Annotated in this window: 18 protein-coding genes; 13 read left to right on the forward strand and 5 right to left on the reverse strand. The window is 71.9% G+C overall.

Annotated features, from left to right (window positions below):
* The first annotated feature begins 12 nt into the window (after nt 1-12).
* Together ACZ7LT_RS02135 and ACZ7LT_RS02140 are read left to right on the forward strand one after the other, a co-directional pair.
* Nucleotides 13-1,296, forward strand: a complete 1,284-nt coding sequence (locus tag ACZ7LT_RS02135) for a hypothetical protein (protein WP_471232939.1) — start codon at nt 13-15, stop codon at nt 1,294-1,296.
* A gap of 27 nt (nt 1,297-1,323) precedes the next feature.
* Nucleotides 1,324-1,671 carry a hypothetical protein gene (locus tag ACZ7LT_RS02140; RefSeq protein WP_471232940.1) on the forward strand — a complete coding sequence of 116 codons (348 nt, stop codon included), beginning with the start codon at nt 1,324-1,326 and terminating at the stop codon, nt 1,669-1,671.
* A 73-nt stretch (nt 1,672-1,744) separates the two neighbouring features.
* On the opposite strand, the gene ACZ7LT_RS02145 is transcribed toward ACZ7LT_RS02140, so the two are convergent.
* Entirely contained in the window at nt 1,745-2,020 is a 276-nt protein-coding gene (locus tag ACZ7LT_RS02145) for a hypothetical protein (RefSeq protein WP_189200848.1), read from the reverse strand.
* Between the two features lie 157 nt (nt 2,021-2,177).
* On the opposite strand from ACZ7LT_RS02145, the gene ACZ7LT_RS02150 reads away from it, so the two are divergent.
* The gene (locus tag ACZ7LT_RS02150) at nt 2,178-2,537 is read left to right on the forward strand and encodes an arsenate reductase family protein (protein WP_471232941.1); all 360 of its coding nucleotides are present in this window, start codon (nt 2,178-2,180) and stop codon (nt 2,535-2,537) included.
* Nucleotides 2,538-2,672: 135 nt separating this feature from the next.
* Here the strand turns inward: ACZ7LT_RS02150 and ACZ7LT_RS02155 are convergent, their stop codons facing one another.
* Nucleotides 2,673-3,521, reverse strand: a complete 849-nt coding sequence (locus ACZ7LT_RS02155) for an alpha/beta fold hydrolase (RefSeq protein WP_471232942.1) — start codon at nt 3,519-3,521, stop codon at nt 2,673-2,675.
* A gap of 88 nt (nt 3,522-3,609) precedes the next feature.
* Here ACZ7LT_RS02155 and ACZ7LT_RS02160 point away from each other — a divergent pair, with 88 nt between their 5' ends.
* From ACZ7LT_RS02160 to ACZ7LT_RS02195, 8 genes are all read left to right on the forward strand, one after another.
* The gene (locus ACZ7LT_RS02160; RefSeq protein ID WP_471232944.1) at nt 3,610-4,089 is read left to right on the forward strand and encodes a MarR family transcriptional regulator; all 480 of its coding nucleotides are present in this window, start codon (nt 3,610-3,612) and stop codon (nt 4,087-4,089) included.
* Nucleotides 4,090-4,140: 51 nt separating this feature from the next.
* The gene (locus tag ACZ7LT_RS02165; RefSeq protein ID WP_471232945.1) at nt 4,141-5,496 is read left to right on the forward strand and encodes a Mucin-2; all 1,356 of its coding nucleotides are present in this window, start codon (nt 4,141-4,143) and stop codon (nt 5,494-5,496) included.
* 222 nt (nt 5,497-5,718) lie between these two features.
* Complete coding sequence (gene pdxR, locus ACZ7LT_RS02170) at nt 5,719-7,080, forward strand: MocR-like pyridoxine biosynthesis transcription factor PdxR (protein WP_471234763.1); 1,362 nt, start codon at nt 5,719-5,721, stop codon at nt 7,078-7,080.
* Between the two features lie 105 nt (nt 7,081-7,185).
* Nucleotides 7,186-7,845, forward strand: coding sequence for an RlpA-like double-psi beta-barrel domain-containing protein (locus tag ACZ7LT_RS02175; RefSeq protein ID WP_471232947.1), 660 nt, complete (start codon nt 7,186-7,188; stop codon nt 7,843-7,845).
* Between the two features lie 265 nt (nt 7,846-8,110).
* The gene (locus ACZ7LT_RS02180) at nt 8,111-9,517 is read left to right on the forward strand and encodes a hypothetical protein (protein ID WP_471232949.1); all 1,407 of its coding nucleotides are present in this window, start codon (nt 8,111-8,113) and stop codon (nt 9,515-9,517) included.
* Complete coding sequence (locus ACZ7LT_RS02185; RefSeq protein WP_471232951.1) at nt 9,514-10,746, forward strand: ARPP-2 domain-containing protein; 1,233 nt, start codon at nt 9,514-9,516, stop codon at nt 10,744-10,746. The genes ACZ7LT_RS02180 and ACZ7LT_RS02185 overlap by 4 nt, the downstream gene beginning before the upstream one ends.
* Before the next feature lie 148 nt (nt 10,747-10,894).
* On the forward strand, nt 10,895-11,914 hold the full coding sequence (gene glnII / locus ACZ7LT_RS02190; protein WP_471232952.1) for a glutamine synthetase: 1,020 nt from the start codon (nt 10,895-10,897) through the stop codon (nt 11,912-11,914).
* A gap of 192 nt (nt 11,915-12,106) precedes the next feature.
* Nucleotides 12,107-12,823 (forward strand): polyprenol monophosphomannose synthase, encoded by a 717-nt coding sequence (locus ACZ7LT_RS02195; RefSeq protein ID WP_471234764.1) that lies wholly within the window; start codon nt 12,107-12,109, stop codon nt 12,821-12,823.
* Nucleotides 12,824-12,900: 77 nt separating this feature from the next.
* Here the strand turns inward: ACZ7LT_RS02195 and ACZ7LT_RS02200 are convergent, their stop codons facing one another.
* Nucleotides 12,901-14,130, reverse strand: coding sequence for a hypothetical protein (locus tag ACZ7LT_RS02200; RefSeq protein WP_471232954.1), 1,230 nt, complete (start codon nt 14,128-14,130; stop codon nt 12,901-12,903).
* 524 nt (nt 14,131-14,654) lie between these two features.
* Between ACZ7LT_RS02200 and ACZ7LT_RS02205 the strand changes: the two genes are divergently transcribed.
* Nucleotides 14,655-15,206, forward strand: coding sequence for a winged helix-turn-helix domain-containing protein (locus tag ACZ7LT_RS02205; RefSeq protein WP_471232955.1), 552 nt, complete (start codon nt 14,655-14,657; stop codon nt 15,204-15,206).
* A gap of 65 nt (nt 15,207-15,271) precedes the next feature.
* Here ACZ7LT_RS02205 and ACZ7LT_RS02210 read toward each other — a convergent pair whose 3' ends face one another.
* Together ACZ7LT_RS02210 and ACZ7LT_RS02215 are read right to left on the reverse strand one after the other, a co-directional pair.
* Nucleotides 15,272-16,711, reverse strand: coding sequence for a PepSY-associated TM helix domain-containing protein (locus tag ACZ7LT_RS02210; protein ID WP_471232957.1), 1,440 nt, complete (start codon nt 16,709-16,711; stop codon nt 15,272-15,274).
* 48 nt (nt 16,712-16,759) lie between these two features.
* Nucleotides 16,760-17,335 (reverse strand): hypothetical protein, encoded by a 576-nt coding sequence (locus ACZ7LT_RS02215; RefSeq protein ID WP_471232958.1) that lies wholly within the window; start codon nt 17,333-17,335, stop codon nt 16,760-16,762.
* Between the two features lie 239 nt (nt 17,336-17,574).
* On the opposite strand from ACZ7LT_RS02215, the gene ACZ7LT_RS02220 reads away from it, so the two are divergent.
* Nucleotides 17,575-18,576, forward strand: coding sequence for an NAD-dependent epimerase/dehydratase family protein (locus ACZ7LT_RS02220; protein ID WP_471232960.1), 1,002 nt, complete (start codon nt 17,575-17,577; stop codon nt 18,574-18,576).
* The last annotated feature ends 150 nt before the right edge of the window (nt 18,577-18,726 follow it).

The raw sequence follows: 18,726 nt of genomic DNA on the forward strand, positions 1-18,726 counted from the left end.
GCAGACACTCCCATGAGACTTCGTTCCCTGACCATGTGGGCCGCGGCCACGGCCGGCTGCCTCACCCTCACCCTCCTGCCCGCCTCGGCAGCGAGTGCCCAGGCCACCGATGAACCGTCCCCGACGTCCGTCACGGTGACCGCCCCCCAGGTCCAGCCGAAGGTGACCCGGCTGCTGTTCGCCGTACCCCAGACCCTCGACGAGCTCAAGGTCTCTCTCGCCGGGCTCCAGCCGCTCCTGCTGCGCTACACCGGTGAGATCGGCGGAGGCGACCAGCCGGGCCCCGGTGTCCCCGCCGACCAGGCCGTCGAAAGCATGCGCGACAGCGTCGTCGGCCAGTACGGCGTGGAACCGCTGGTCTTCCTGGTCGTTGTGGACGGCGAGGTGCCCGCCGCGCAGCTCACGGCGCTCGGCCCGGTGCTCGCCGAGGCCAAGACCTTCGAGTCGGACTCCGCGTCCGTGGACCGCCTGCCCCTCGGCACCCTCGAACAGGCAGCCGACGCCACCCGGGCCAGGGAAGCCCTGCTGGGCCGCGGCGACGCCATGAAGGCGGCCGCCGAGGAAAGCCGCGAGGACGCGCCCTCGTCGTCATCGTCCTCCGTCGAGCAGCCGACGACCTCGGCGAGCATCTCGAACGCCTGGGCGCCGTCGTACGGGACCATGCGGGCGTACAACAATCCGTACGAGTCCCCCACGGACATGCCGCGCAAGTTCCGGCACTACCTCCGCTGGTCCTCCGCCAGCGACGTCGCCGCATTCGGTGACGACTTCGCGTACGAGCACAACATGTCGCTGTACAACACCGATCTGTGGGACCTCACCCGACCGTACTGCGCGGACAGCGCCTACACGGAGTTCTGGGCCGGCTGGTCGACCGGCTTCAAGTGGAACGCCGTGAAGTACGGCTGGAACTTCCCGAGCGCCGCCGCGGCCTACTGGGACTGGGACGACACCACCGACTCCTGCCAGAAGCTCGACTTCTCCGTCGGCATCGGCTACCCGAAGAAGCTCACCGCGGGAGTGGCGTACAACTTCTGGATCGCCGCCGAGCAGGGCAACAAGACCAGCTCCCCGTACGACCTGGGCGCCCAGAAGATCAGCAACGACTGCAACGACGTCGGCATGGAGCCGGGCAGCTCCTGCACGGGCCTGAACTACGAGCGGCCCGGTTCCGGAACCGAGCCGCTGGTCGGCAAGTCCCGCGGCTGGCGCGTGCCGAGCTGCGCGGACTGGGCACGGGGCGGCTCGCCCACCTACAAGGCGAACGGCGCCTACGACTGCCCCGCCAACCGCTGACGTCCGACCTTCGAGGATGATGCGCGCATGAACGCACACGAACACCCAGGCGCCGATCGCAGCCGCCTTCTCCGCAAAGCGGGCCTGGCGGGTGCGCTTCTGCTCGCCGTACTGGCCGCGGTGCTGTGGTTCGGGGCCAACGCCATCGGTGCCAAGCAGTGCATGGACGACGGCCATGGACTGCTTGTCGAAAGCGGCGTCACGTCCATAACCGAGCGGGGCTGCGAGGTCACGGTTCCGACCACCGCGGGCCGGGTCACCGGCCTGCTGCCCACGCTCAGCGAGCCGGTCGCGGGCACGGCACTGATTGCGGGACTGGCTGGTGCGGTACCGCCCAGCATCTGCCTCTGGCTGGCGACCCGGCGTCCGCGCTGACGCCCCTGTCCTCGGCGGGGGGCGCCCCGCCGCTCTCTTCGGAGAGCGGCGGGGTTTCGCGTTCGCGTTCGGGTCAGCGGCCGTAGCGGATCAGGGCGCGGACCATGCGGCAGGTGGTGTCGGACGGCGGGTGGATGCCGAGGCGCTCCGCCGTGTCGCGTATGGCTCGGTTGTGGGCGCGGGCGGTGTCGTAGACGCCCGAGTCGAGCAGGGCGATCGCCAGGCGCATGGCCTTGAGGCGGCGGTTGTGGTTGATGTACCACTCGCGCGGCAGACCCGCCGGCAGTGGCTTCTTCGTCAGCGGCTTCCAGGGTTCGAGGGACAGCGTCGTGAGCGCGGCAACAGCCATCGGCGACCTCCTGGTGCAAGGGGGTGGGGGCCCTCCCCGGGACCCTCACCTTCACCTACGATTTTAGTGGCCGGCACTGACAATCGTCCCTGGCCAGAAGGACTTTGAGCGGTTCGGCGCCGAGCGCGGGAGGGGGGTCGGGGGTACGGTGGCGGGCATGGAGATCTGGATCAATCCCGCCTGTTCGAAGTGCCGCAGCGCGGTGAACCTGCTCGACGCGGAGGGCGCCGAGTACACCGTTCGCCGCTACCTGGAAGACGTACCGTCGACCGACGAGATCCGGGAGGTGCTGGACCGGCTCGGGCTGGAGCCGTGGGACATCACCCGGACCCAGGAGGCGGCCGCGAAGGAGCTCGGGCTGAAGGAGTGGCCGCGGGAGGCCGCCTCCCGGGACCGCTGGATCGGGGCGCTGGCCGCGCATCCGAAGCTGATCCAGCGGCCGATCATCACCGCGGACGACGGCACGGCGGTCGTGGCGCGGACGGAGGAGGCCGTGCGGGACGCGTTGTCCCGCTGACGGTGTGCGGCATCTGTCAGTTGTCATCCGCCAGTCGTCATCGGTCAGCCGTCGTCGGACGGTTGTCATCGGATGGTTGTCATCGGATGGTTGTCATCGGATGGTTGTCATCGGTCAGCCGCGATCTGCCGGGCGTCATCCGTTCAGGAACCGGGCGATCCGGGCGTTCATCTCCTCCGGTGCCGCGATCGGCAGCGTGTGGTGCGTGGCGCCCGGCAGCGTCGCCGTTTCCAGGGTGGGGACGAGGCCGTGCGCGCGGGTCGCGAGCTTTCGGATGTCATGGGCCTTGCTCCGTTCGGCGAGGAGCAGCAGAGTCGGCGGCGTCAGGCCGCGCAGCTCGGCGGGGGTCGGGCGAGGGCCGGTGACCGGGCGGGTGGTGGGGAAGCCGGCGGTGAGGCCGTCGAGGCGTACCCAGTCGGGGTCGAGGGACGCACCGCTGGTCTCCCACTTCAGGAAGGAGCGGTTCCGGTCCGGGGTGGGGAGCAGCAGCATCGGCAGGGCGCGGAGCAGGAAGCGGGGGCTGAAGCCGGTGAAGCAGTTCGTCGGGTCGAGGAGGACGAGCCGGTGGACGCGGTCCGGGGCCGTGAGCGCGTGGGTGAGGGCGATCCAGGCTCCGTAGGAGTGGCCGCAGAGGCTGGCGGTGTGCAGGCCGAGGCCGTCGAGGAGTGTGTCGAGCCAGTGGGTCAGGTCGGCGGCGGTCTTCAGGGGCCGGTCGCCGGGGATGCTGCGGCCGGGTTCGCCGATGAGGTCGGCGGCGTGGACGCGGTGGGTGCGGCCGAGGTGGGCGGCGGTGGCGTACCAGACGGTGGAGGTGGCGCCGCCGCCGGGCAGCAGGAGGAGGGGCGGTCCGTTCTCAGGGCCGTAGCTGTGGAGGTGGGTGGTGCCGTAGGGCGTGGCGATGTCGGAGTGGGTGGTGCCGGTGGGCCACTTGGCGAGGACGGTGTCGTACGCGGTGAAGAAGTCGCTGGTGGGCATCGCGGGCATGGGGGTGCCTCCCAAGACGAATGGCTCGCTGGGCAATAATCTCGCTGAGCGAGATGTTACAGACGCGGGTGGAAGGAAGGTGGGTCTTTTGTCCGAGGGATCGGAACGGGGATCCGAGGAGGGGCCCGAGCGGGAGATCTTTCATCTGCTCCGGGCCGTCACGGTCGAGTACGGGCTGCGCCAGGCCGAGTTCGCGAGCGAGAACGGTATGCACGCCACAGATGTACGCGCGTTGATCTGCCTTCTGGACGCCGAGCGGGCCGGCGTCGAGGCCACTGTCGGGTGGCTGGGCGGGCAGCTCGGGGTTAATTCGGCCGGTACGACGGCGGTGATCGACCGGCTGGAGCGGCTCGGGTATCTCGCGCGGGTGCGTGACGTGCGCGACCGGCGGCGGGTGCTGTTGCGGGTGGAGGACCGGGCCAAGGAGCTGGGCTGGGCGCATTTCGGCCCACTCATCGACGGCACGGTCGCGCTGCTGAAGGGCTTCGACGACGGTGAGGTCGCCGCCGTGCGGCGCTTCCTGTCAGGCGTGCTGGGCCTCATGGCGGGCGCGAAGGACGACAGGTAACGGGGGGTGGGGGTTGTGGGCGGGGACGTGTACCGGTCGGCCTTGTGGGGGGTGGCCGGCAATCCGGGGCTCTCGTGGCGGCTGCTGCTGAGGCTGGTCGGCTGTGACGATCCGGAGATCGTCGGACGGGTGGCCGGCCGGCACGACCTGCCGCGAGCCGTTATGGAGCGGCTGGTCGCCCATCCGTCTGCCCGGGTGCGGGGGTGCTTCGCGGAGAACGGGCAGGCGGATCCGGCGCTGCGTGCCCGCCTGGTCGACGATCCGTCGGTGAAGGTGCGGGCGGCGCTGGCTGAGGGACCGGAGCCCGTTCATCGGCTCGCGCGGGGGCGGGCGCCGCGGCCGCTGCCCGATGCGGTGTACGCGCGGCTTCTGGAGGACCCCGAGCCACTGGTCAGGGAGTGTCTGCTGGCGTCGTGGTCCGTGCCGGGGCCGTTTCTGGCGTCGCTGGCCGGGCATCGGGACGCGGCGGTGCGCCGGGCGGCGTTCCGTGGCTGGGCCGAGGTGCCGGAGAGCGTACGCGTGGCGCTGCTCGACGACCCCGACGCGGAGGTGCGGCGGCTGGCGGCGCTGCGGTTCTGCGGCCGGGACGCGCGGCTGACGGCCGAGCTGGTCGCCGCGGGGGTGGCGGAGGCGGCGCGCCGGGGGCTGCTCGGGCGGGAAGACGCGGAGCGGCTCGTGGCCGAGGACGTATCTGCGGTGGAGCTCGCCGCCAATCCGTCCCTGCCGGCGGATCTCGTGGAGCGGCTGGCGGTGCATCCGGACCCGGAGGTGCGGCTTCAGGTCTCGTTGCGGCCCGAGTTGAGTGAGGAGCGGCGGGCGGCGGTGGACTGGGAGTTGGGTTCGAGGCGGCAGGTCGAGGTGGAGTGGGTACGGGCGGGGGCGGCCGATGGGCGGGTGCTGCGGCGGGCCGCGGAGTCCGGGCATGTGGCGCTGCGCCGGGAGGCCGCGTCGAGTCCGCTGCTGCCGTCCGATCTGGTCGCCGCGCTGGCGGAGGACGAGGATTTCGAGGTGCGCCGGCGGTTGGCGGTGCACCATCCTCAGGCTCCGGTCGAGGCGTTGATGGGTGTGTACGAGTGGCTCGGTGGCACGTTCTCGGCGTGGATGGCGACGGACCATCCCAATTTTCCGCGTGCCGGGCTGGCCGCACGGTACGGGGATGACGAGCGTCCGGCGTACCGCGTGCTGGCGCTGCGTGATCCGGAGGCGGGGCCGGAGCTGGTGGAGCGGCTGAGCCGGGATCCGGAGCCTGTGGTGTGGAACGAGGCCGTGCGGGATCGGCGGCTGCCGGTGGCGCGGCTGCGGGAGTGTCTGGGTGTTCCTGGTCTGGCCGCGGGCGCGGGGGCCAATCCGGCCCTCTCGGAGGAGGATGCGGCGGCTGTGCTGGACGAGGCGGGGGTTGCGGCGTGAGTGGTGGCGAAACGGGTGGCATGGCGAGCGGCACCGTGAACGGGCTGGGGAGGGTGCGGGATCCGGCCGTACGGGCCGGACTGGCGGGTTGGGTGGGGTTGCGGGAGCGGCTGTTCTGATACGAATCCTGGCGTGGCAGGTACGTGGATCGATGTGGCCGAGGCGCTGGGCGCCGATCTGCATCTGGAGCTGACGGGGTCGGGCAGCCGGCGGGCGGTGCTGATGCGGGCGCTGCGGGAGGCGGTGAGCAGTGGGCGGCTGGCGCCGGGGACGCGGTTGCCGCCGTACCGTTCGCTCGCGGCCGATCTGGGGATCGCGCGGAACACGGTCGCCGACGCGTATGCGGAGCTGGTCGCCGAGGGGTGGCTGACGGCGCGGCAGGGGTCGGGGACGCGGGTGGCGGAGCGGGTGGCTCCGCTGGGTCCGGGTCGTCCTGGCGGTCCGGCGGGAGTGGCGCGTACAGAGGGGCGGGGCGGCCCGGCGCGTGGGGTGGAGCGGGGGGCCGGGGTCCGGTTCGATCTGGTGCAGGGGAAGCCGGATCCGTCGTCGTTTCCGCGTACGGCGTGGTTGGCGTCGGCGCGGCGGGCGCTGGCGGTGGCGCCGGCGGAGGCGTTCGGGCCGGGGGATCCCCGGGGACGGGTGGAGCTGCGGCGGGCGCTGGCGGGGTATTTGGCGCGGGTGCGTGGGGTGCGTACGGCTCCGGAGCGGATCGTGGTGTGTTCGGGTACGGCGCATGCGCTGCGGTTGCTGGCGCGGGTGGTGGGCGGGCGGTGGTCGGTGGAGGCGTATGGGCTGCCGTTCCATCGGTCGTTGGTGGCTGAGGCGGGCGTGGCGACGGTGCCGGTGGGGGTGGATGAGGAGGGTGCGCGGGTCGGGGAGGTGCGGGGGCGCGCGGTGTTGTTGACGCCGGCGCATCAGTTTCCGACGGGTGGGCCGCTGGGGCCGGAGCGGCGGGCGGCGGTGGTCGCCTGGGCGGGACGGTCGGGTGGGCTGGTGTTGGAGGACGATTACGACGGGGAGTTCCGGTACGACCGGCAGCCGGTGGGGGTGGTGCAGGGGTTGGATCCGGAGCGGGTGGTGCTGATGGGTTCGGTGAGTAAGAGCCTGGGAACGGCGCTGCGGCTGGGGTGGATCGTGTTGCCGGAGGGGTGGGTCGATGAGGTGGTGGCGGCGAAGGGCGTGCGGGAGCAGTACGCGTCGGTGGTGGATCAGCTGACGCTGGCGGATTTCGTGGAGTCGGGGGCGTACGACCGGCATGTGCGGCGGATGCGGCAGGGGTATCGGCGGCGGCGCGATGTGCTGGTGGGGGCGTTGGCGGAGCGGGTGGGGGTGCCGGGGGTGCGGGTGACGGGGATCGCGGCGGGGCTGCATGCGGTGGTGGAGTTGCCGGCGGGGAGTGAGGGGCGGGTGGTGGAGTTGGCTGCTGCGCGGGGGCTCGCGGTGGAGGGGCTGGGGGCGTTTCGGCATCCGGCTGCGGTGGGTGTGGGGCCGGACGGGCTGGTGGTGGGGTATGCGACGCCGCCGGAGTACCGGTATGGGGAGGCGGTGGACGCGCTGTGTGACGTACTACGGGATGCGTTGTGACCCGTGTGATGTGAGGGGCAGTTGAGACGATCCGGCTTGCTACCCGTACGTAGGGGCACACGGAACCGATCCGGCCGCTTATCGCGCCGGGGACAGGAGCCACACGTGTCACGCAAGAGGATGTTGAGCCGGAAGAAGAAGATCGCGCTGCTGGTGGCGGGTGCGGCGCTGGCGGGTGGTACGGCGGTGCTGATGACCGGGACGAGTCAGGCGTCGGTGGCGTGTGACGGTCTGGCCACCGCGCTCGCCAACAACGAGCGGTTCATCGCTGATCAGCGGGCCAATCCGGATGCGTTGTCGGAGGCGCGGATCGCCAATCGGCAGGCGGTGATCGAGGAGATCCGGCGTAAGCAGGCGGCGTCGGGGTGCGCGGTGGGGGCCGGGTCTGGGGGCGGGGCGGGGGCGGAGCCACCGGTGGTGGTGGATCCGCCGGTCTCGGCGCAGCCGCCGGCGGGGCAGCCGGACCCAGGCGCCGGCGGTGCGGGTGGCCCCGGGGGCGCGGGGGGTGATGTCACCGGTGACGTGGTGTGTGCGGGGTCGACGGTCACACTCTCCGGCGAGGGTGGCGCCCCGGCGGCGTCGAGCAACCAGTTCCCTGTGGGCACGCGTCTGAAGGTGACCAATCTCGACAACGCGAAGTCGACGACGGTCGAGGTCACGTCGGTGTCGGGGAGCTGCGTGCTGTTGAACGACGCGGCGTTCGAGCAGGTCCGCGAGCCGGGGAAGTTCCTGATCCGTAAGGCCCGGATCGAGCGGGTCGGGTAGCCGCCGAGGCGTGGGAGGGGCGTGCCGGCCGGCGCGCGTACGGTGACATTGCACGTCGGCCCGGCACCACGGCCCGGCACCACGGCCCGGCACCGCGGGAAAAGCGGTGGCGGGCCGTGCAATGTGGGGTGTTACGTTTTCCTGGCCGGCCGCGGGACTCCGGCGCGACTTCCGGGACTTGCTTGTAACGCAGTGTTTTCGCTGTTCGCGCCCCCATTCCCCGGCCGGCGCCACATTTCGCGGGCGCATACGGGGGCGCGGCATCATGACCGAGACGTACGCCGATCTGATCGCGGCCGAGGACGTCCTGCTCTTCGTGAACTCCGCCGTCACGTCCACGGGGCAGCGGGAGTTCCGTTCGGACGCCTATGAGCAGCGGCTGTCGCTGGCGTTCGTGCACGAGTACGTACGGGTCAACTACCGCCCTGTGTACGCCGCTTCGCTTGCGCTCGACATCAACGACCACAACGCGGCGCGGATCGTGACGCAGTTGCTGCGGACGGCCGGTGAGGCCGATGCGGAGCAGAAGCGGGTGGAGGGGCGGCTGATCGCGGCGCGGTTGGCGGTGCTGCCGCCGCAGCGGGTGTACCGGATCTTCCGTGAGCTGCGGGCGGCGGGGGTGAACAACCGCCGGACGCGTGCGATCGTCCGTGACTGGCTCGCCGCGCGGGCGGATCTGGCGCATGACGCGGTGAAGTACCGGCCGGGCCTGAAGGCGGCGGCCCGGCACGCCCATCTCCCGCTCGACCGGGGCGAGTTGGGGGATTTCCTGTTCGCTCCGGGGCGCCGGGTGCGGTATGAGCACCGGTTCCTGGACGCGTACCGCCGGGCCCACTACGAGCAGGCGGCCCTCTACGAGCTGCCGTTCACGGTCGCGGAGGGGTTCGCGGCGCGGCACGGGGTGGAGCGGAAGGTCTTCCTGGAGCGGATCGCGCCTCGGATGACGCGGCTGGAGCGGTTGCGTTCGGGGCGGGCGGCGGACGCGGATCTGGCGGTGATGCCGCTGACGCGGCTGGCGTTGTATGTGCTGTCGCTGGGGTTCGAGGAGCGGGTGGCGCGGCGGGCCGAGCTGACGGGGGCGTTGCGGGCGGCCGCGCGCCGGGCGGCGGGGCCGTATGCCGGGACGTGGGGCCGGGTCGCGGCCGTCCTGGACGACAGTTATTCGGCGTCGGGGTCGGGGGTGAAGCGGCGGCGACCGCTGGCAGTGGCACTGGGGTGTCACTTTCTGCTGGAGGCGCTTGCGAGGTCGTACGTTCCGTGGTGGACGTCGGGTGCGCGCGATCCGTTGCTGGTCCGGCCGTGGGGGCCGACGCCGCTGGGTGTGCGGATCGTGGATGCGCTGGAGGCGGCGCCCGAGCGGCTGGTGATCGTCTCCGACGGCTGGGACAACGCGCCGCCGGGGCTGGCGGGCGAGGTGCTGCGGGTGTGGCGTACGCGTCTGGACCGGGAGCGGCGGACCAGTGTGGTGCATGTGAACCCGGTATACGACGCCGATGGTTTTGATGTGCGGCGGCTCGCGCCGAGTGTGCCGACGGCCGGGATCCGGGATGCGGAGGATCTGCCGGCGCTGGTGGAGATCGCGCAGTTCGCGGAGGGCCGGACGGGGCTCGGGGAGCTGCGGGCGTATCTGGACCGGCGGGTGGAGTTGTTCTTGAAGGGGGTGCGGGTGTGAGCCGGATCGATCTGACCGGGCTGCGGGTGCTGCCGGCGCAGGTGTGGGGCGGGATCCGGCTGGTGCCGCTGGTGCGGGAGGAGCCGGTGGCGGGGCTGCGTCTGCACCGGGAGGTGTACGGCGGGGGCGCCGGGTTCGACGGCGTGGGCGGCGGGCTGGGCGTGGTGGACGTGGGGGACGGTACGTCGTACGCCTCGTACATTCCGCATGGCTTCGTCGCCGACTGGTCGCACGCCGAGGACCGGGACGGGAGGGGTGGGGGCGGCGGTGGGGGCGAGTCGGCGGCGTACGGTACGCGGCTCGGTGACATGTCACACCACTGTGTGCCGGTGCGCCGCCACCACCGGATGGTGAAGCGGGTCCGTAACGCGAAGCGGGCCGAGAGCCGGCTGCGGTTCCTTCCCCTGCATCTGGCGCTGGAGGGGTATTTGGCGTTGCACTTCGGCGGCCCGTCCATGGTCTGGGACGAGTGGTCCCAGCAGGCGCTGCGCCAGGGTCTGTCGCCGCGCGCGGAGGACGCGTACGCGGGGTGGGAGGTGCGGGGTCTCGGAGAGGCGCTGCGGGTCTTCGAGATCCATCCGGGGCAGTGCGGTGTGATGGTGTACGCCGGTGATGCGCTGGCGGCGGCGTTCGTGGTGCCGCACCCGGAGGACTACCGCGTGCTGCATCCGACGCTGGTGCAGGACCTGTACGGGGAGCTGGTGCACCAGTACGCGTGGTTCGGGGCGCCGGTGCCGGAGTTCAGGGCCGGGATCCGGGACACGTACGTACGCTCACTGGCCGATCTGCGGGCGGCGGCCGAGGAGCAGAGCCGGGCCTGGGCGGCGGCGCACGACGCGGTGATGGCGCGGGATCTGCTGGAGACGCCGTACGCCTTCGAGCGGGTGTACCGAATGGGTGGTGTCCGGGGGGCGGGGGCGGATTTCACGTTGTACCGCTTCCTGCCGCCGTTCCAGCGGGGCGGGCGGGAGCAGCACATCGGTGAGGTGATCATGGACCGGAAGGGCCGGGCGGCGTACCTGAAGACGTTCCGGCTGTCGGAGAACCAGGTCCGGCGGGGGTATCTGCTGCGGAGTCTGGCGGATCACGACTGGCATCTGGGGCGGACGGCGCAGGCCCTGGGCAGCAGCTACGCCGAGGTGGTGCGGCGGATCCGGGCGGCGGGCTTCGGTTCGCTGCTGGACGCGCATGTGGTCGCACGGCGCACACGGGAAACACAGGAAAGCTGAGTAACACGGGGTTCACAGTCGGGCAACGGCCGGGAAATCCCGTGTTGCGAAGCTGCGCCCATACCGCGTACCCGCCGCGCACCATCGCGTACCCGCACCGTACGCACCCGGCGCAGTACCCCGCAGCACCGCAAAGGATGAGGCCCCCGTGACCTACAAGGCTGAGTACATCTGGATCGACGGCACCGAGCCGACCGCGAAGCTTCGCTCCAAGACGAAGATCCTCGCCGACGGGGCGGAGCTGCCGATCTGGGGCTTCGACGGTTCCAGCACGAACCAGGCCAAGGGCCACGCCTCCGACCGGGTGCTCAAGCCGGTCTTCACCTGCCCGGACCCGATCCGTGGCGGCGACGACGTGCTGGTGCTGTGTGAGGTCCTCAACACGGACATGACGCCGCACGAGTCGAACACGCGGGCCGCGCTGGCCGAGGTCTACGAGAAGTACGCCGCGCAGGAGCCGATCTTCGGTATCGAGCAGGAGTACACCTTCTTCGACGGCGAGCGCCCGCTCGGCTTCCCGGTGGGCGGCTTCCCGGCCCCGCAGGGCGGCTACTACTGCGGTGTCGGCTCGGACGAGATCTTCGGCCGTGACGTGGTCGAGGCGCACCTGGAGAACTGCCTGAAGGCGGGTCTGGGCATCTCCGGCATCAACGCCGAGGTCATGCCGGGCCAGTGGGAGTTCCAGGTGGGTCCGCTGGCGCCGCTGGAGGTCGCCGACCAGCTGTGGGTGGCGCGCTGGCTGCTGTACCGCACGGCGGAGGACTTCAAGGTCTCCGCGACGCTGGACCCGAAGCCGGTGAAGGGCGACTGGAACGGCGCGGGCGCGCACACCAACTTCTCGACGAAGGCGATGCGCGAGGGCTACGACGCGATCATCACGGCGTGCGAGTCGCTGGGTGAGGGCTCGAAGCCGCTGGACCACGTCAAGAACTACGGCGCGGGCATCGACGACCGTCTGACGGGCCTGCACGAGACGGCCCCGTGGGACCAGTACAGCTACGGCGTCTCGGACCGCGGCGCGTCGGTCCGTATCCCGTGGCAGGTCGAGCAGGACGGCAAGGGTTACATCGAGGACCGGCGCCCGAACGCGAACGTGGACCCGTATGTGGTGACGCGTCTGCTGGTGGACACGTGCTGCGAGGCGCTGGAGAAGGCCGGCCAGGTCTGATCGGTTCGCTGCCGTTGGGGAGGGGCGTTCCGCCGGGATTCCGGCGGGGCGCCCCTCCTCCGTTTCAGGAGTTTCCGGCCCGTATGCTCTCGGGGACCAGTACGGCCTTCGCTCACCCGATCGGTGGGCACGCGAGGTGATGCAGCAGTGGTAGAAGCCGGTCGGCGGGATACGGGCCCCCTGGGCACCGTGTTGGTGATCATTCCGACGTACGACGAAGCCGAGAACATCGAGTCGATCATTTCTCGGGTTCGGGCGTCGGTGCCCGAGGCGCATGTTCTCGTCGCCGACGACAACAGCCCGGACGGTACGGGGAAGATCGCCGACAAGGTCGCGGGCGACGACGACCACGTCCACGTGCTGCACCGGAAGGGCAAGGAGGGCCTGGGGGCGGCCTATCTCGCCGGGTTCCGGTGGGGGATCGAGCGTGGGTACGGGGTGCTCGTGGAGATGGACGCGGACGGGTCGCACCGGCCCGAGGAGCTGCCGCGGCTGCTCGACGCGCTGCCCGGGGCCGATCTGGTGCTCGGGTCGCGGTGGGTGCCGGGGGGCAGTGTCGTGAACTGGCCCAAGTCGCGGGAGTTTCTGTCGCGGGGCGGCAGCCTCTACTCGCGGCTGATGCTGGGCGTGCCGATCCGGGACGTGACGGGCGGCTTCCGGGCGTTTCGCCGGGAGACGCTGGAGGGTCTCGGCATGGACGAGGTCGCTTCGCAGGGGTACTGCTTCCAGGTCGACCTTGCGTGGCGCACGGTGAAGGCGGGCTTCCGGGTGGTGGAGGTGCCGATCACGTTCGTGGAGCGGGAGCGGGGCGACAGCAAGATGAGCCGGGCGATCGTGGCTGAGGCGCTGTGGCGGGTCACGGCGTGGGGTGTGGGGAGCCGGGTGAAGGCGCTCACGGGCCGCCGCTGACCCCCTTCACTGCCTTGTGTTTGTGATGACCGACGGCCCCCGTCCGCTGTGTATGCGCGGGCGGGGGCCGTCGGCGGTCAGTGGGCGGGGCCGGCGAGGACCGGGGCCGCGGGCTCGGTGCGTACGGGCTCCGTACGGACGGGCTCGGTGGCCTGGTCGCGGTGGGCCGTCAGCCGCTGGAGGAGCAGGGGCAGGCCGAGGACCACGACGAGCCAGACGCTGACCATGAGGCGGTCGCTCTCGCTGGCGACGGGGTGGGCGATGACCGCGGCGACGCCGGTCGAGGCGACGGCCAGGACGGTCCAGCCCAGGGCGGCGCTGCGGCGGAACAGTCCCCACAGGCCGAGGCCGAGGGCCACGAACAGCCAGGGGGCGCGCGCCTGTTCCTGGAGCCACTGGACCCAGAAGTTGCTGTTGAGTTCGATCAGCAGGCCCCAGGGGTCTGCCACGTCACGCCGGGCGAAGTGGCCGGTGAAGGTGTCCTGGAGGGTGTCGGTGCTGCCGGGCAGCTGGTAATGGGCGCTGAGTGCGGCCACGCCCGCGGCGCAGGCCAGCGAGAGGGTGAGCAGCAGGGCGGTGCCGCGGTGGCGGGTGCCGGCGATCCACAGCAGGCAGATGAGGGCGGCGGCGGCGAGGGCGGCGCCGATGACGAGGAAGGTCGAGTACTTCACCGCCGTGCCGAGGATCAGCGAGCCCGCGAGCATGATCGTTCCTGCGGTGGCGCGGCGCTGGAGCAGCCACCAGGCGCCGAGGAGGACGCCGGTGGTCGCGGCGAGGGCAGGGCCTTCGGTGATCGGGTAGCCGCCCCACCAGCCGAGCGGGCACAGGTAGTAGAGGGCCTGGCCGGCCAGGGCGATCCTGGCGGGGGCTCCGGTGGCGCGCAGCAGCAGGTAGGCGAGGAGGCCGCCCAGGGCGGTGAAGAGGACCGAGGTGGCGACCAGTCCGGCGTTGACGCCGAGGACGGCGACGAACGGGGCGGCCAGGACGGGATAGCCGGGCCGGGTCTCGAAGATCTGCTGGTAGCGGGGGCTGGGCGGGGCGAAGCTCTTGTTGGGCAGCTGCGCGACGCACTGGGCCTGTCGCTCGCCGTGGGGGCGTCCGCCGTTCTTGGCCAGGGCGAGGGGGTTGCGTTCGGTGAGCCGTACGTCCCGGCGGGCCTGGTCGCCGCAGAGGGCCTTCTTCGCCTCGGCCGCGGCGTCCTTGCGGGAGTCGCCGAGTACTTCGAGGGTGGCGCGTGCGTAGAAGTAGGCGTCGTTGGAGGGCAGGAGGGCCGGTTTGCCGACGATCTGGAGGAGTACGTATGCCACGGCGATCAGCGCCGGGAGGATCCATCTTCGGGTTCGGCGTATGCCCTGGGACCGGTGGGTCCGGGCGTGCCCCCTGTGGTCGCCTTCGGCGCATATGGGAGCGGCGTCGAGGCTGGTGGGACTGGTCACGACCGAGCATATTAACCTACCAAATCACGGTGTCATTTCCGTCAGTCGGTTGTTTGTCGGGCATGTCGGACTCCAGGTGCGACGACCGCAGTGAGTCGACGGAGCGTCAAGTTCCTGCCAAGACCCGGGCCGTCCCCGAGAGAGCCCTGCTCAAGCGGGCGAACGTCTGATTGAATGGGGACATGGCAAGCCTCCAGAACACCACCGCGACGGGTCGTAGCGACCTTGAGCCGTTCTGGCCTTCCCGTCAGCACCACGACTTCGACCGGGTGTGTTGCCGCGCGATGAACGCGCCGGCCCTCTAAAGCCCGATCGACACCGTCGATCCCGCGGCCTTCGGCCGACGCGCAAGACGTTCCTGCGTCCGTCCCTTCGCGCGAAAGAGCTGACCTCCCATGGCCAATGCCCGAACCCGAACCTTGCCCGCTCCCGCCACCGCCCTGCCCTCCCCCGGCCGGCACCGGCTGCGTGCCGTCGACCGTGACGAGGTGGTCGATGTCGCCGACTTCCTTCCGCCGGGGGCGACCTGGCTGCCGGCGCCGCAGCACGCCCTGCCCACCCTGCCGGGGCAGCCGCCGATGATCGGCTACCTGGTGCTCGTACCGGCCGATCAGCAGCCGCCCGTACAGGCCACCCCGGCCGCGGTCGGCGACGAGGGCGGGGAGGGCGGGCCGGTGGTGATCGACAGCGCGCAGCGGACCGCCGTCGCGGACGGGCAGCCGCTGGATCTCACGTACCTGGAGTTCGAGCTGCTCGCGCATCTCGTGGCGCATCCGCATCGCGTGCACACCCGCGACCAGCTGGTGACCACGGTGTGGGGGTACGGACACGTGGGCGACGGGCGGACCGTCGACGTCCATGTGGCCCGGCTGCGGCGGAAGCTGGGCGCCGAGCACCGCCATACGATCCAGACCGTACGGCGGGTCGGCTACAAGTACGCGCCCTGAGACGAGACCAAAGCCGAGGGGAGGCCGGTGGATCACCGGCCTCCCCTTTTGTCACGCCGTGACCGTTACGCCTTGGCGCGGGCCCTGGCCACCAGGCCCAGGGCGATGTCGCCCGCCAGGAACACCAGCAGGCTGATGCCCAGCATCGGGATGAACCAGCCGATCAGGGCCGTCGCCGCCGCCAGCGGCAGCAGGGCCGTGACCGGAAGCTTGCGCCACGCCCCGCGGCCCACCGGCCGGCCGGCGGAGAAGGTGCGCTCCTTGGTGGGGCGGCGCAGCCACCACATGCGGTAGCCCCAGACGATCAGCAGGATCAGGGCGGCGGCGAGCGCGGCCAGGGCGAGCTGGTTGAACAGGCCCAGGAAGACGCCCATGTGGGCGTCGATGCCGAAGCGGGTGAGCTGGGCGAGCAGCGGGTAGTCCGCGAACCGCAGGGTGTCCATGACCTTGCCATCGGCCGGGTCGATCGCCGCCGAGTCCAGGTGGACCGGGAAGGTGGCGTCGGTCTCCTTGACGACGTAGCCCTTGCCCTCGCTGGGCAGGACGACGGACATCTTGCCGTCGACGCCGACGGCGCGGGCCGCCTCGACGGCCTTGTCGATGCCCACGTCCGGCCCCTTGGGGGCCGGCGTGTGGTGGCCGCCGCCGTGGCCCTCGTGCTCGGAGGCGCCGGCGTCGCCGCCGATGCTCGCCGAGACCGTGGGGGTGGCGCCGCCGAGCTGGCCGCGGACCGCGTCGATGTTCTCGCCCGCGTACTTCGACCAGGTCAGGCCGGTCGCGGAGAGGATGAGGAGACCGGCCACGGCCCACAGGCCGACGGTGCCGTGCCAGGAGAGGGTGCGGCGGCGGGACTTGGGGCCGCGCTCGGGTACGAACAGGCGGCGCTTGGCCGAGCGCCTGCGGCCGAGCCACAGGAGCAGGCCGCCCAGGGCGACGACCCACAGCCAGCTGGCGGCGAGTTCGCTGTAGTTGCGGCCGAGGTCACCGAGGTGCAGATCGCGGTGGAGTTCGTCGAGCCAGGTGCGCAGCGGCAGGGCGCCGGAGCTGCCGTAGCTGGGGAGCTGTCCGCGGACCTCCGCGGTGTACGGGTCGACGAAGACGGCGAGGGACTTGCCCTCCTCGACGTCGGGGTCGGCCATCAGGACGCGGGTGGTGGCGCCGTCCTCGGAGGAGGGCCAGACGGCGGTCACGGTGCCGTCGGGGTTGGCCTTGCGGGCGGCCTCGACCTGCTCGGAGAGGGGCAGGACGCGGTCGCCGACGGGCACCTCCAGCTCATGGCTGTAGATGATCTTCTCGGCCTGGAAGGAGAGGGCGTAGAGGAGGCCGCTCGCGGCGGCTATGAGCAGCAGCGGAGCGATGAGCAGGCCCGCGTAGAAGTGGAGGCGCAGCAGGAGCGGGCGCAGGGCGCTCCAGGTGGAGGGCCGGCCGGCCTGGGCGGCCTCGGCGGCCTCCCGTTCCGTGTCGGTCCGGGTGTCGGCTGCCCGTACGGGGTCGTCGATGGCCATCGTGGTCCTAGGTGTCGGCGTAGACATGGGGAAAGCGGCCCCCAGAGGTCAGATGTGCGCTCCGAGGACCGTGACATGGGGGACGGCGGGTACGGGCGGGCCGCGCCGGGAGAGGCTGTGGGCGAGGACGACGCCGTGGTGGCGTCGGACGGTACGGGTACGGGGGCGCGGCGGCCGGGGGGCGGCGGGCAGGCGGACGGCCGTGAGCAGCAGGCGTAGCGGGGTGAAGGCGAACTGGGCGACGGCGTGGGCGAGGGTGAAGAACGCCGCCTCGCCGCGGGCGAGCCACAGTCCGCAGACGGCGCCGGCCAGGACGTGGGCGGCGAGCATGCCGGTGGAGCTGTGGCCCGCCATCGCCGCCACGTGCGCGTCCGCGGACATCGTCATGGACGGGTCCATGGGACTGTGCGGGTCCGCCGGGTGGTGCGCGGGGATCGCGGCGTGGCTCCGGCCGCCGGAGAAGATCAGGTGGAGTGCGCCCTGTACGGCGAGGAGGCCGGTGGCGATGGGCAGGGCGCCGCGGCGGCGGCCGGAGGCGAGCCAGGCGAGGGCGCCGGTGACGGCGAAGGCGAGGAGGAGCGGGCCGGGCGGGACCTGATGCCCAGACAGGAACGAATGCCCCATCGCGGCCAATGTGACGCACACCGCCGCGAAAAGTGCGGCTCGCAAGGCGCGTATCGGCGAGCGGGCATCGGTCATGGTGCGCACATCGTGCCACTACGGTTCCGGCCACGGGAGCCCCGCCCCCACCGGTGCCATACACGTATCTCCCCCGCACCACCTTGGCGATCTTTCCGCTCCTGGCGATTCCCCTGACAGCCAAATCCCGCCACAGCGCGGCCCCATGGGGGCACAGTCGCCTCATGAGACTTCTGATACTGGGTGGGACGGAATTCGTGGGGCGCGCGGTGGTGGACGCGGCGCTCGCCAGGGGCTGGGAGGTGACGGTCTTCCACCGGGGCCGTCATGAGCCGCCGGCCGGGGTGCGGGCGCTGCTCGGGGACCGCACCGCGCCGGAGGGGCTCGCGGCGCTCGCCGAGGGAAGCTGGGACGTCGTCGTCGACACCTGGTCGGCGGCGCCCTCGGCGGTACGGGACGCGGCGCGGCTGCTCGCCGGCCGGGTCGAGCGCTACGTGTACATGTCGAGCCGGTCCGTGTACGCGTGGCCCGTGGCCGCCGGTCTCGACGAGAACGGCCCGCTGGTCGAGGGGTCCGCGGACGCGGGGGACGTGCCGTACGCGGAGGCCAAGCGGGGCGGCGAGCTGGCGGCCGTCGACGCGTTCGGCGCGGACCGCACGCTGCTGGTGCGGGCGGGGCTCATCATCGGGCCGTACGAGAACGTGGGCCGGCTGCCCTGGTGGCTGAACCGGATCGCGCGCGGCGGTCCCGTCCTCGCTCCGGGCCCGCGTGAGCTGCCGGTGCAGTACGTGGATGTACGGGACCTCGCCGAGTGGACGCTGGATGCGGCCGAGGCGGGGCTGTCGGGTCCGTACAACGTGGTGTGCCCGCGCAGCCACGCCACCATGGGCGAGCTCCTGGAGAGCTGTGTGGAGGTCACGGGCCCGTCCGTCACGGGCTCGGCGGCGGAGCTGCGGTGGACCGCGCCGGAGGTGATCCTCGCGGCGGGGGTGGAGCCGTGGTCCGACCTGCCGGTGTGGCTTCCGCCGGGCGAGATGCACGACGCGATGCACGCCGGGGACGTGTCCAAGGCGGTCGCGGCCGGGCTGCGGTGCCGGCCGGTGGCTGAGACGGTCGCGGAGACCTGGGCGTGGCTGGTGTCGCTGGGCGGGGTGGCGCCGCAGCGGCCGGACCGGCCGTCGGTCGGGCTCTCCGCGGAGGCGGAGGCGAAGCTGCTGGCGCAGTGACCCGGGGGCGGGGCGTGACCGGTCGCGCCCCGCCCGACACCACCCGCCGACGGGGGTGGTGTCAGGTACACCCTTGCCTCGGGTGGGAAACCCCGTGACCTGCGCGGTTGCCGAGAGGATCATGGGGGCAGAGCACCGGCCGGGCACCAT

The organism is Streptomyces sp. NPDC039465 (assembly GCF_055639315.1).